The 12,800-nt window shown below is 64.0% G+C and carries 11 protein-coding genes and 4 pseudogenes; 8 read left to right on the forward strand and 7 right to left on the reverse strand.

Annotated elements, in window-relative coordinates:
• Window positions 1-463: 463 nt before the first annotated feature.
• Window positions 464-778 (forward strand): annotated as a pseudogene (locus tag ACVWZ8_RS22835) (ATP-binding protein); the annotation flags it as partial.
• Here ACVWZ8_RS22835 and ACVWZ8_RS22840 read toward each other — a convergent pair.
• Complete coding sequence (locus tag ACVWZ8_RS22840; RefSeq protein WP_456506103.1) at window positions 722-1,006, reverse strand: hypothetical protein; 285 nt, start codon at window positions 1,004-1,006, stop codon at window positions 722-724. The pseudogene ACVWZ8_RS22835 and the gene ACVWZ8_RS22840 overlap by 57 nt on opposite strands.
• Window positions 1,007-1,745: 739 nt before the next feature.
• On the opposite strand from ACVWZ8_RS22840, the gene ACVWZ8_RS22845 reads away from it, so the two are divergent.
• The 6 genes and pseudogenes from ACVWZ8_RS22845 to ACVWZ8_RS22870 all read left to right on the forward strand — a co-directional run bounded on the left by ACVWZ8_RS22845 (window position 1,746) and on the right by ACVWZ8_RS22870 (window position 6,727).
• Window positions 1,746-2,573: a tyrosine-type recombinase/integrase gene (locus tag ACVWZ8_RS22845; protein WP_456506104.1), complete on the forward strand. Its 828-nt coding sequence runs from the start codon at window positions 1,746-1,748 to the stop codon at window positions 2,571-2,573.
• Window positions 2,574-2,682: 109 nt separating this feature from the next.
• A pseudogene (locus ACVWZ8_RS22850) lies at window positions 2,683-2,925 on the forward strand (ATP-binding protein); the annotation flags it as partial.
• A gap of 76 nt (window positions 2,926-3,001) precedes the next feature.
• Window positions 3,002-3,658 (forward strand): annotated as a pseudogene (locus tag ACVWZ8_RS22855) (IS701 family transposase); the annotation flags it as partial.
• A gap of 154 nt (window positions 3,659-3,812) precedes the next feature.
• Entirely contained in the window at window positions 3,813-4,076 is a 264-nt protein-coding gene (locus ACVWZ8_RS22860; RefSeq protein ID WP_456506152.1) for an aldehyde dehydrogenase family protein, read from the forward strand.
• Between the two features lie 54 nt (window positions 4,077-4,130).
• On the forward strand, window positions 4,131-5,357 hold the full coding sequence (locus ACVWZ8_RS22865; RefSeq protein WP_456506105.1) for an amidohydrolase: 1,227 nt from the start codon (window positions 4,131-4,133) through the stop codon (window positions 5,355-5,357).
• Entirely contained in the window at window positions 5,354-6,727 is a 1,374-nt protein-coding gene (locus ACVWZ8_RS22870; protein ID WP_456506106.1) for a DUF3100 domain-containing protein, read from the forward strand. The genes ACVWZ8_RS22865 and ACVWZ8_RS22870 overlap by 4 nt, the downstream gene beginning before the upstream one ends.
• A gap of 86 nt (window positions 6,728-6,813) precedes the next feature.
• Here the strand turns inward: ACVWZ8_RS22870 and ACVWZ8_RS22875 are convergent.
• Window positions 6,814-7,107: pseudogene (locus ACVWZ8_RS22875) on the reverse strand (NAD(P)-dependent oxidoreductase); the annotation flags it as partial.
• A 61-nt stretch (window positions 7,108-7,168) separates the two neighbouring features.
• Here ACVWZ8_RS22875 and ACVWZ8_RS22880 point away from each other — a divergent pair.
• The gene (locus ACVWZ8_RS22880; RefSeq protein ID WP_456504078.1) at window positions 7,169-8,431 is read left to right on the forward strand and encodes an IS701 family transposase; all 1,263 of its coding nucleotides are present in this window, start codon (window positions 7,169-7,171) and stop codon (window positions 8,429-8,431) included.
• Window positions 8,432-8,530: 99 nt separating this feature from the next.
• On the opposite strand, the gene ACVWZ8_RS22885 is transcribed toward ACVWZ8_RS22880, so the two are convergent.
• The 5 genes from ACVWZ8_RS22885 to ACVWZ8_RS22905 all read right to left on the reverse strand — a co-directional run bounded on the left by ACVWZ8_RS22885 (window position 8,531) and on the right by ACVWZ8_RS22905 (window position 12,490).
• Window positions 8,531-9,289 (reverse strand): hypothetical protein, encoded by a 759-nt coding sequence (locus tag ACVWZ8_RS22885; RefSeq protein WP_456506107.1) that lies wholly within the window; start codon window positions 9,287-9,289, stop codon window positions 8,531-8,533.
• Between the two features lie 7 nt (window positions 9,290-9,296).
• Window positions 9,297-10,061, reverse strand: a complete 765-nt coding sequence (locus tag ACVWZ8_RS22890; RefSeq protein WP_456506108.1) for a hypothetical protein — start codon at window positions 10,059-10,061, stop codon at window positions 9,297-9,299.
• Window positions 10,058-10,441 carry a hypothetical protein gene (locus ACVWZ8_RS22895; protein WP_456506109.1) on the reverse strand — a complete coding sequence of 128 codons (384 nt, stop codon included), beginning with the start codon at window positions 10,439-10,441 and terminating at the stop codon, window positions 10,058-10,060. The genes ACVWZ8_RS22890 and ACVWZ8_RS22895 overlap by 4 nt, the downstream gene beginning before the upstream one ends.
• A gap of 338 nt (window positions 10,442-10,779) precedes the next feature.
• Window positions 10,780-11,628, reverse strand: coding sequence for a hypothetical protein (locus tag ACVWZ8_RS22900; protein ID WP_456506110.1), 849 nt, complete (start codon window positions 11,626-11,628; stop codon window positions 10,780-10,782).
• A gap of 526 nt (window positions 11,629-12,154) precedes the next feature.
• A complete protein-coding gene (locus ACVWZ8_RS22905; protein WP_456506153.1) occupies window positions 12,155-12,490 on the reverse strand; it encodes an IS1096 element passenger TnpR family protein in 336 nt (111 codons plus the stop codon).
• Between the last annotated feature and the right edge of the window lie 310 nt (window positions 12,491-12,800).

Raw genomic sequence — 12,800 nt, forward strand, 5'->3', positions numbered from 1 at the left:
CGAGTCGAGCGCCCATGCGTAAGGCGTGGTAACCGGGACGAATGGATCCTAGGAGGCATGCAGATTCTCACGGCCGGTGCCCTGCTCTCGCCTGAAGTCTTGGCGAAAGCAAACGCCCGGTGAAGGATCGGCTTACGGGCGCGGGGACGACATCAAGCGATCACAGAACGCCGCCAAATAGCGATCAAATCCACAACGCAAAGCGGCGGCTTGGTCCGATATTTTTGGTCAGAACCCGTTCCCGGTATCAAAGCTGGGCGGAACGCGGCGCCGGCCACGGCCCCATCAGTTTGAGTGCTTGTCTTGCGGCCCCTATTTGGTGTCGGAAAGGCCGTTGTCGACATTTCCTTGGTCCAAAACCGGTGGATGTCGCTGCTCTGCTATATGTTTTACGAAGTGTCTGAAATTGGGGGAAGCATTGGAATTTGAAGTTGTGCCGCCGGGGCCGCAGCTCATGGAATCCATGAGGGCTGTGGGGTATTCACTGAAGACGGCGATCGCGGATGTCATCGATAACTCGATCACGGCAGAAGCGACAGCAGTCGACATCAGCTTCAGCGCAGAACCGGGCAACACCTACGTATCGATCAGCGATAACGGGTTTGGCATGGACGCCGCCGCGGTGCGTCACGCGATGAAACTTGCTGGCCGGAACTCCACGTCCGCCAGAGACGCCGGCGATCTTGGACGGTTCGGTCTTGGCCTGAAGACAGCATCTCTCTCACAGTGCCGAGTCCTGACACTGATAAGTAAGCAGAATGGAAACCTGGTCGGCGTCCAATGGAATCTTGACCGTCTCGCCGAATCCGGCCAGTGGCAGCTGTTTATCCTTTCCGACGATGATCTCGTCGGGTTGCCACATGCCCGCTATCTCGACGACAAAGTGTCGGGGACCGTTGTGCTGTGGGAAGAGATCGACATTTCGGACCCCGACCACGCTAGGTTCACTGAAGATTTTACGGCCAGGATGGCTGCTACCAAGGAGCATCTTGCCCTTGTCTATCACCGGTTCCTTGAAGGTGAAGATGGGCAGAAAATCAGCATCAGTCTGAACCTAGACAGAATCGAACCAGCGGACCCGTTTCTCAGTCGCAACAGGGCTACCCAGCCAGGGCACCGGGAACGGATCCGTGTCGAGGGCGGGGCGATTACCTTTCGGCCGTACACCCTGCCGTTCATCAACAAAATGTCTGCCAAAGAACGGAGCCAGGCCCAGATCAACGGTCCGCTGAGGGACAACCAAGGATTCTATATTTACCGGGCCAAGCGTCTGGTGATCTGGGGAACATGGTTCCGGTTGATTCCGAGAGGTGAGCTGGGGAAGCTCGCCCGGGTACAGGTGGACATTCCCAACACCTTGGACCACCTGTGGGCCTTGGACATCAAGAAGTCCGCAGCCAGTCCTCCGCCTGCGATTCGACAGGCTTTGAAACAGGTCATCGACCGCATCATCCAGCCGAGTGAACGCGCCTTCCGGCATAAAGGCGTCGCTGAAGATGCACGGCGGGGCGTGATGCGCACCTGGCTGGGGTTGAGCAGCAGAGAGGGGTTCTACTACCAGATCAACCGGGATCATCCTCTCGTGGAAAACCTCGTGGATCAGCTCAACGCTGAGCAGTTGCTTGCCCTTGATACGGCTTTGAAAGCCATCGAGTCTTCCTTCCCCGTTACGGATGCCTACGTCAAGCTGAGCGGGGACCAGCCGCAGAAGGCGCCGGAAACTACAGAGGCTGCCTTGAGGGACCTTGCCATCGAATATTGGCGGCAGTGGTCCGCCGGCGGAGGATCCGCTGAGGACTTCATTAACGGGTTCAAGGCCGCAGAATGTTCGTCTGACAGCAATCCGCTCACTGTTCGCCTACGCCGCGTTGCGTCATCCGGAGCATGCGCTGCTGATCCAGCGTGTTCTCGCCATCCCGCCGAAACGGTTCGACAAGCGCATCGTGACGTTCCTGACCCCGCCCGAGATCGACGCCATCGTCGCGGCCCCGGATCAGTCCAGATGGGAGGGCCGGCGCGACAGGGCACTGATACTCCTCGCCATCCAGACCGGGCTGCGGGTTTCCGAGCTCACGGGTCTGAACTGCGCCGATGTCATGCTGGGCACCGGCGCGAACGTCCGCTGCGAAGGCAAAGGACGCAAACAACGCGCAGTTCCACTCGCCACTCCCGTCGAGGGACTGCTGCGTTCCTGGCTGGCAGAACGAGCCGGAAAACCACACGAACCAGTGTTCCCGACCCGGACCGGGCGGCGGCTCTCCCGCGATGCCGTCGCGCTGCGGGTCAGCACACACGCGGCGACCGCTGCCCGAACATGTCCATCGCTATCGGGCAAGAAAATCCACCCTCACGTGTTTCGTCACAGCTGCGCGATGACCTTGCTTCAAGCCGGGGTCGACACGTCGGTGATCGCCCTCTGGCTCGGCCACGCCGGAGTCCGGTCCACCGACGCGTACGTCCATGCCGACATCACCATTAAGGAGAAAGCCCTCGCTCTCACCGCCCCAACATCCGCGAGCCCTGGCCGATACCACCCAACAGACAAGATCCTCGCGTTCCTCGAGAGCCTGTAACTATGCCGAGCCGCAAGTCGCAGGGTCCCCGCACACCAGCCCGGGCCGGCGGCAGCCTCGGCATAGTCGCGGGCTCGGCATAGGTCGATCTATGCGGATGTCCGCATAGATTGACGAACTGGGCTACCTGCCGATCGACACCGAAGGGGCCCGGCTGTTGTTCCAGGTGATCGCGGACGGGTATGAAAAACGCAGCCTCATCATCACCACCAACCTGGAGTTTTCCCGCTGGGGAACGGTGTTCGGAGATGACAACATGGCCGCCGCTGTCATCGACCGCTTGGTCCACCACGGACGCCTCCTGCAATTCCGCGGAGAGTCCTACCGGGTCAAGAACGCCCTCATGAAATAGCCAACTGCTGAAATGGACTAAAAACGTGCCGCGGTGGCCTAATCCTTAGCGCCGAAATGGCCTACTTAAAGTTGACGAAACACAAGGGGTTCCCAAAGACCGGGAATTCGCCACGAAACCGGTGCTGGCCGCGGACATGATTGACCGGGCCCTCGCGGCCGGGATACCGGCCCGCTGGGCCACCGGCGACGCGGTCTACGGGCAGCACACGGGGCTGCGCCGCCGACTGGAAGCCAAGGGCCTGCACTACGTGCTGGCCGTTCCCATGAACCAAAACATCATCGCCCCCACCGCCGGGATCGGCGAACAATGGCGCGCCGATAAACTCATCGCTTCCCTGCGCGGCACTGCCTGGCGGACCCGGACCGCCGGGGCCGGAACCAAGGGCGACCGCCGTTACTCCTGGGCGCGGACCCGCATCAACGGACCCGCCGAAACCGGGGAACACTGGCTGCTGGCCCGCCGCTCCCTGAAGGACCCCACCAACCTGGCCTACTACATCTGCCACGGCCCAAACCGGGTCTCGCTGGCCGAGCTGGTGAGCATCGCCGGCGCCCGCTGGGCGATCGAGGAAACCTTCCAGACCTCCAAGGGTGAAACCGGGCTGGACCACTACCAGGTTCGGCAATACGCCGGCTGGTACCGCCACATCACCCTCTCCATGCTCGCCCACGCCTTCCTGACCGTCATCCGCTCTAAAAAAGGGGCCCTGCCGCCGGCGACGGGGAACTGATCCGGCTCTCCCTGCCCGAGATCAGGCGCCTGCTGGTCCGGCTGATCTGGTACCGGACACTCCACCCGGACCGGATCCTGGGGCATTCGATCTGGCGGCGGAAACACCAGCAGCGTGCACGATACTGTCATTACAAGGCCCGCGGGCACACCCCATAAACGCGACTGTAGTACTAGCCGGAGCCGTGTGGACCTCCGATGTCTCCCGCGCCCATCACATTGCCCGCGAGGTGAAGGCCGGCACGTTTTGGATCAACTCCTACAAGACCATCCACGTGGCAGTCCCGTTCGGCGGCTTCGGCGATTCCGGCCACGGCCGTTCCTCCGGTCCCGGCGTCCTGGACGAGTACACCCAGACGAAGGCCATCTGGGTGCCCACGCGCGCAGCCGGCTCGCCCTTTCCGTCGCTTTCCTACTAAAGCGCCCCACCGAAGCGTCCTACCAAAGCTTTCTACTAGAGCAGGCAGATACTCATGGAACTGACAGACACAACCGCCGCTATGGCGACCCTGCGCGCCGCCCTCGCTGACGGCGTCGAGGACTGGAAACCGCAGGTCCTGGCCCTGGCGCGGGACATCCACGCCACCAAGGAGGTTTCCTTCGAGGAGGTCCGCTCGGCCGAAGCGGCAGCGGCACTGCTGGCCGTCGGCGGCTTCGAGGTTGAACGCGGCACGGGCGGCCTGCCCACAGCCTTCACCGCGAGTGCCGGCAACGGCGACCTGACGGTGGCCCTGTGCGTGGAATACGATGCGCTCCCCGAAATCGGGCACGCGTGCGGGCACAACCTCATTGCGGGCGCCTCCGTCGCCGCGGCCCTTGCCCTGCAGCCCTTCGTGGACCAGCTGGGCATCACGCTGAAGGCGATCGGAACGCCCGCCGAGGAGCACGGCGGCGGCAAGGCCCTCCTGCTGGAACGGGGAGCGTTCGACGGCGTCGGCCTGGCCCTGATGGTCCATCCCGTCCAGGACGGCCTGACCTACAACCCCGCGGGCACCAGCGCCCAGGCCGTAGGCCGGTACAAGGCGACGTTCACTGGGAAGGCCGCGCACGCAGCAGCAGCCCCGCACCAGGGCGTCAACGCGGCGGACGCGGCCGTGCTGAGCCAGGTGGCCGTCGGGCTGCTGCGCCAGCAGATCCCCGGCGACCACCGCGTAGCCATGTACGTGGCCGAGGCCGGGCACGTCACCAACATCATTCCGGAACGGGCCGTGGTCCAGTTTGAGTGCCGGGCCTTCACCCTTCCGGAATACGAGGCCCTGCTGGACCGCGTGCGCCGCTGCTTCGAAGGAGCCGCCCTCGCCACCGGCACCACGCTGGCCATCGAGGCAACGGAACCCCTCTACGAACCCCTGCTCCAGGACAACGCACTGGCCGCGCACTGGACCGAGGCAATGGAGGCGTTCGGCAAGGACACCTCGCCCTCGGCCGGCCTCAGCGGCGGCTCAACCGACATGGGCAACATCTCCCAGGTCATCCCGTCCCTGCATCCCTGGCTGAGCATTCCCGGTGCGGACGTGCCCATCCACTCCCACGCGTTCGCCGCGCTTGCAGACTCCCCGGAGGCGTACGGGGTGATGTTCGAGGCAGCCACCGCGCTGGCCTGGACCGTCGCCGCAGCAGCCTCAACCCCCACCGAACGAGCACGCTTCATCAAAGCGGCATACCGCCGTCGTACTTTCACCCAGGAAGGCACCTCATGAGTACCAGCACCCCAAACGCGCGGATAGACAAAGCTGGTGCCCGGATGACACTGCCGGTCGCCGCCTTGGCCTTTGTCATTGCCGTAGCCGTCCAGCTGATCGGCCAGGCCAAGATTGACCTCGGAATCGGCGCAATCGTCATCTTCCCCATGGTCTGGGGCCTCATCCTTGGGCTTTTGGTCTCCATCCAGAAGTTCAAGCCGCTGGGCCTGGACTTGCAACGGATCGCGGCCGCCCTGGTGGGCGTGGCCGTTCTGCTCCTGGTGGCCAGGCTGGCGTTCAACATCGGCCCCAGCCTCCCCAGCCTGATCAAGGCCGGGCCCGCCCTGCTTTTGCAGGAAGTGGGCCACCTGCTGGGCACCATCGCGCTGGCCCTCCCGCTGGCTGTCCTGCTCCGGATGGGCAAGGCAACGGTAGGGGCCACGTTCTCCCTGGACCGCGAACCGTCCTTCGCCATGGTCTCCGAAAAGTACGGTCCCGATTCGGACCAGTACCGGGGCGTGCTGGCCATGTACGTTTTCGGAACCCTCTTTGGCGCCGTGTTCATCACGCTGCTCACCTCGCTTGTGGCCAACTGGAAGATCTTCGACCCCCTGGCCCTGGCCATGGGTGCCGGCGTGGGGTCCGGCTCCATGATGGCGGCAGCCTCGGCCAGCATCATCGCGGCCTACCCGGCGGACCAGGAAGCCATCCTCGGCATGGCGGCAGTGTCCAACCTGATCACCACCATCCTTGGCGTCTACGTCGGAATCTACATCGCCCTGCCGCTCGCGGACCGTTTCTACAAGGTCCTCACCCGCAAGCAGACCCGCGAAACCGCGGCCGCCGCCGCAGGTACCACCGCGGAGCGCGGCCGGGCGGACGTTGAGCGCGACGAGGCCCAGGCCGAAGAAAACCGCCGGTTCCGCGAACAGGTCGCCGAATCCTCGGCACCCATCAGGCTACCGTTGTGGCTGTCCCTGTCAGTCCTCACGGTCCTGGGCATCGGCACGGCCTCGGTGGCGGCCAAGGGGTTCAGCCTGACGATCGTCGGTGGGTACTCAATCATGCTCGCCCTGGTCCTGGTCAGCATCGCGCTGGCGAAGGTCACCAAGAAAATTTCGGCGATCGTCTACATCACCACCATCGGCGCCTACATCTCCAGCCCCTGGTTCTTCGGCGCCGAAGCTCTCACCACGGTCATCAAGTCCGTCGACTTCCTGTCCATCGCCACTGTCATGCTGACGCTCGCGGGCCTCTCTCTGGGCAAGGACATCCCGTTGCTGAAGACCATCGGATGGAAAATCATCCCCGTGGGCCTGGTCGCCATCACCGCGTCCTTCCTGCTCTCCACAGTCATCGCGGAGTTCGCCCTGGGGCTCTGGCACTAGCACGCAGGTTGGGTGTCGCTGTTGAGGCGGCAGCGAAGGGCCGACGGCGGGACCTCCCGCCGTCGGCCCTTCGCGATTAACGGGCCTTACTCCTGGCTCGTCAATTGACGGACGGGGACACCCGCCAGCCATGCTTGGACGTCCTCGAGGGCTCCGCCGTAGAACTGCGTGTAGCTCTCGTGCGTGACGTACCCCAGGTGCGGTGTCAGGAGGGTATTCGGGGCGGCCCGAACTGGATGGCCCACCGGTAAGGGTTCCTGATCGTAAACGTCGACAGCAGCGCCACGGATCCAGCCTTCTTCGAGGGCACGGATGAGGGCACGCTGGTGCACGAGGGGGCTCCTGGCCGTGTTGACGAGCATTCCGCTGGGGCCTAGTAGTACTTAGTTAGGTCGGCGTGGCGGCTTTTAATCCCTGACCGATCCTGTTAATTTTCGAGGCATGAAACCGGATGAGCTTGCCGAGACCAAAGCGGAACTGGAAGCGTTCGTTCAGGATGTGTTCGCGTCGCTTCCGCGTAAGGATCAGCGGAACAAGGGGAACCTGTATCTGCACGGTCTGATGCTGGACGGGCGGCGGAAATCGATGCAGCCGATGGGCGGCCGGCTCGGGGTCGATTACCAGCAGCTGCAGCAGTTCGTCTCGTCCTCGCCGTGGAAGCTCGAGCCGGTCCGCCGGGTCCTGGTGCGCAAGGCCGTCGAGGTGATCGGCCCCGACGCGTGGGTGGTTGACGATACCGGTTTCAAGAAGGACGGCGGCTCCTCGCCGTGCGTTGCCCGGCAGTATTCGGGCACCCTGGGCAAGATCGGCAACTGCCAGATCGCCGTCAGCATCCACGCGGCCACCGACCAGGCGTCCTGCCCGCTGGACTGGCGGCTCTATGTGCCGGAAGCCTGGGATGACACGTCCGCAGACACGAACGCCCACGCCGAAATGATCGCCGCCCGCCGGGCCAAGGCGCAGATCCCCGAGATGCAACGCCATCGTACGAAGTGGGCGATGGCGCTGGAAATGATCGACGAACTCGGCGCCTGGGGGTACCGGCCCCCGATCATGGTCGGGGACGCCGGCTATGGCGAGATCACCGCGTTCCGGTCCGGGCTCAGCGAACGAACGATCCCCTACATGGTCGCCGTCAAGCACTCGACGACCGCGCACCTCCAAGACGCAGCCATCGGCGTGGCCGAGTACGCCGGCAAAGGCCCCCGCTCAAACCAGCGCCGATACCTGGACGCCCCAAAGTCACTCAAAGACCTCGTCATGGACGCCGGCCGCCGGAAGCTACATCAGGTCACCTGGCGGCACGGCACCAAGTCCACCACCAGCAACAAACCCGCGTCGATGACCTCCAGGTTCATCGCACTGCGGGTCCGGGCAGCCAACCGCGATATCCCCCGCGCCGAGGACGGTTCCCTCCCCGCCGAGTGGCTGCTCGCCGAATGGCCCAAAGGCGCACCCGCGCCCACCGACTACTGGCTCTCCACCTTGCCGGAGACGACACCGCTGAAGGAACTCGTCCGGATCGCCAAAATCCGGTGGCGCATCGAGCACGACTACCGCGAACTGAAGACCGGTCTCGGCCTCGACCACTTCGAAGGCCGCACCTGGCTGGGCTGGCACCACCACGCCACCCTCGTCACCGCCGCCCACCTCTTCATCACCACGCTGCGCCTGACACGCCCAAAAGCGCCTGGGGCAGCCTGAGTCTCTACGGCATCCTCCGCGAGCTCCAACACCTCGTCGCCGTCCGGACCGGCTACTGCCCCTACTGCCAACCGCGAGCTCCAACCTAACTAAGTACTACTAGGTCCCAGCGGCGGTCCAGCTGGCTGCCTGTCCATACGGCCGCATTGGGCTCGGGCGAGTTCGCTCAAGACATTCCATTGACCAGCCGCTCAGGGTGGGGCGGCGGGACGGCACCGGGGTCCTCGGAGATGGAGTAGACCGTTTCGACGTTTCCCGTGAGCTGGTCGAAGTCCTCCGTGGTGATGTTGATGGCAGCCGAGCGGTTGCGCAGGTCTGCACCGCCTCGGTCTGTGGCCACAGGATTTTGTCGATATAGGTGGGGAACGAGCGGCCGCTGGCGGTGACGTAACGCAGGACTTCCTTGGGGTCGGTCACGCGTCGGCCGAGGACCAGTTCCACGTCGACATCTCCCAGTGGATCAATCCAGAGGTTGAGGTAGCTTCCAAAGAGCCTCAGCAGCTTCACGTAGCTGGGCTTGCCGGGATCTGCGTTGTAGGCGCGGGCCCGGTCGAGCATTTCAGCGACCAGCCGGTCGGCTGTCTTCCGGGTGATGGGTTTACCGAAGCTGGCCATGGCCAGAGCATTGCCCAGAGTTGTAGTCATCCACCAGAGCCCGTCGGGGGAGTGATCTGCCCGTTCGATGTACCCGTCCTCTTCGAATCTGGTCAGAGTGGACCCGGGGTCTGCGGCGCCGCGGGAATTCAGCAGGGACCGCGCCCATTCCTCATCGAAGTCCGCGTGGCTGACCCGGCGCAGGAAATATCTTGCATCCGCGGCGGGCAGCCCTGCAATGATGTCGGTCTTCGCTATCCTCATGGGCGCCTCAGCGGCACTCCAGTCCGTACATGGCAAGGACATAGTCCAGGTCCGGGTCGGTGCGGTGAATCTCTGCCTCGTCCAGGACATCGACCGGGTCGGCGCCGAGGTTGTCGTCTCTGCGGCGCGTCCAGTACGCCCAGCACACGCCGCCACCATACTTCGAATGCGCGCGTACGCCGGCTGCATAATTGCCGTCGTCCAGGACTTGTTCGCGCAGCCACGCAGCCATGTGTGTCGTTGGTTCGCGATCGTCCCCGGTCAGTGTCGCCAACGTGATGTCGGCGATGCCGAAGGCGTCCTCGAGCTGCTGGCCGAGGTGGCGGTTCAAGGCGGCGATCGATTCCGCGGCGGTGAGATCGACCCAGCGCTTGGGGCCATTGATCTGCAGGCTGTACATCAGGCGTCCGTCGCGCCAGTTGGCCGGCAACCAGCCCGGCACCATGTTTCCACTCCTCGTCCAGTCGTCCTGGATCATCCTCCGGGCTTCCTCCACGGGCACGTCGAACTGGCGGGCGGCAAAAGCAATGGCGTTGCGGAAGCCCTTGACCACCCGCGCCATCGCCAGGGCCTCGGCGTAGGCGGTCCTCTTGTCACTGGCCAGATACACGGTGGATCCCGGGGTGTCGAAACGCGACCACGAGGACCGGTCGGCGGAGCCGGCCGTGCGCGGCAACGGGCTTAACGGACCGTAGGAGGATTTGGCGATCCTGTAGCCGATCACCGGCCCCTCCACGAAGGCCAGACCCATGGCGGAGCAGACCTGCGTCAAGCGGAGAACCTGTCCTCGGTCATCGCGGCAGCAGCGCCCATGACGTCCTTGGCGCGCATGTCCCGGATCGCTTCAATCGGGGATACCTCACCGAGCCAGGGGTTCGCACCGACAAACCACAACCGGGCCACGTGTTCACCCTCTACACTTGCCACTGCCGTCCAGGCGCGGTGCGCCAGCTGGAGCCGGGCCTGCGCCTCGGCCCGCGGCTCAGGCCCGTCCGTGCGGGCCCAACGGTAGCTGATCTTCGGGTCCCTGCTGCCCGAGAGTGCGGCTACCAGCGTCGCCCCGAGAGCGCTGTTAAGCTGCCGGACGATCTCCCGGATGCCCAGGCGCGCGGTTCCACCGTGGGCGGCACCCACGTCGATGGAGATACTCACAAACACCACGCTCCTTCCACTTAGTCACACAAGTCTAACGGAAAGCACCGAAAAACCCACCGAAAAAACACTAAAAAAGTATCTCTAGTCGACTCGGGAACGGGCTTCGCCGCGTAATCGCGGCGACGGGCCATGCCGGCTGAAAGTAGCGGCGGCCGGACGCGGCTGGGTATCCGCGGTGCCGGCCAACAGCGACGTTACGGGTAACCCTCCGTGTATAGCGCTCTCAGTACACGGGGGAGCGGGAAACTCCTGACGGGGAGCCGTTTAGACGATCCGGCGTGGACCGTGCCCCGCGGCCGTCGGCCAGCCGCCCTCACCCCCGGTTCCGGAGCGGTTCACCGTAAGGCGATCGAAGTCACCGCCCCAACAAACATCGGCAACAAAGCCAGCGACGCCAGAAGGAGCATGCCGCGCCCCGTCCAGAGGGCGGCCCGCGGATGCCGCGAACGGGTGGCAGGGACTACCTTGGCCCAAGCCATCACCAGCAGCGCGCCGAGTCCGAGCAGGAGCCCCGCCGGGAGTAAAAGGACCGCCCCGAGCAGCGGCAGGTAGGATTTCCAGGTCGTTCTGTCCAAGGGGAGAAGTCGGTCACTGACCGCCCCTGCCACTGCCACGACGAGCGCACCGTGAAACACGGCGAGGGCTGCGAAGAGGACGACCGTCAGCCACCCGGGTTCGACAATATCGAAGTCAACATTCTCCGGCCGCAGCGGATCCACGGAAGCTCCGAAGCCCAGCAGAAGCACTGCACCCAGCGCCGGACCCGCCCACCGGCCGGCGGGCAGCCACCGGCGTATCAGCACGTAGCCGAATGCTGCTGCGAAGCCCGCCGGGAGGCCCGCGAAGATCAACAAAGCCAGCGTGCCCTCGACCGTGGGAATGCCCACGATCGCCTGAGCCTCGGTAACTCTTCCTTGCGCCGACGCCGGTGACGTGAGGGCCAGGATGCGCATTACAACCCGTCCGCCGGGCCACGCAACCAGGAACGCGGACGCGATTGCGGCTACAGTCGCCACGTTCGCCCACCACAGATATCGGCGGAACGGCCCAGTAGGAGTCTGCAAACCGGTCGCATGCCGGGCAAGGACGGCCGGCGGGCGTACAGGACGGTTTCCAAAGGTCACGACCAGCCCCGCGCCGATGACCAGCAGCAGCGTGCAGACCACCACAATCATCAAAGACACGACACCATCACCACCCAGAAACCGGTGCACTCATTGTCACCTGAAGGCCAGCCGTTTGCCAGACCGGCGGGAGAGCAGCTGCAGACACGGCTATCCACGACGAAAGACCGGTTCGTTGAACAAATTCCTACCCCTCTCGGGCGCACGATATGCGTCACCATCCGCGAGGGCGAGAACCATCCCGACGAGGGGACGTCTGAGTGCTCTACGACGAGAGTTGCGTGTCTATCTTTCGCATTGTGCGGCCGTGTTCAGACCAGGGTCAACTCCGCCCTTGTTTCAACAGCCTGAATCTTTCGAGGGCAGCTTGGCTGCGGCGCAAAACGGCCACCTGAACTTAGTCATAGAAGAGGGACGCCGACAACTGGACCGCCAGCTCGGTGACCTGGAGCGCGTCAGGTCTCGAAGTGCGCTGCTCGTCACAGTTGGAATAGCCGAGATCGGTTTTCTTGGCCGGGGGAGAGGCTCAAAAAGGGGCTGCGCGTGACATCAAGCAAGGGTGTGTTATCCCAAGAAACTTTGGGGCTCAGAACTGGTCGGCCAGCGCGCTGTTGACGGCGGGGATGTCCAGGAAGGCAGGATCAAAGGGCTCATCCGATCCGGATATTTCGGCCACCCAAGTCGAGTGTTCGGCGTGGTCCGGATGTGAACGGTCGGCCAGGGCATCCATGATCTCGTCGTATCCAGGAAATCCTCCCGAATCTTCGAGCGGTCCGCGCCGTGCACTGCTGCCTAGGTCCGGCAGCCGACTAGCTGCCCTTTCCGGAACAGAAGAAATTGCGTATCGCCTACGCTCAATAAAGCCGCGAGAAAAGAGTGTGCTGTGGCTCGCGGGGTGCTTTGGATCAATGGCTTGCGGCAGCTATGGTACGGCAGTGAGCAGCGGGTCCGAGGCCTGAGCAGTGGCATGGTCAGGGGCGGGAAGTTCGACCTGCCTCTCCGGTGCCTTGTTCGCGACCGCTTGATCGGTTGGTGGGACGCTACGGCAGGCCAGGATGGACGCACGGCCGCAGCGCGGGCATGTCGTTTCCCCTAGCCCGGTGGGATCTGGGCAGTGCAACTGGGCGCGAAAGAAATAGTCCCGCTCGTGCCCGTGACCGTCCTCAACGTGCTGGACATCGTAGTCCGCCACCCAGGCATGGTCACAACCAGTGCAATTGAAATTGAACCGT

The organism is Arthrobacter sp. UYCu723, assembly GCF_054059215.1.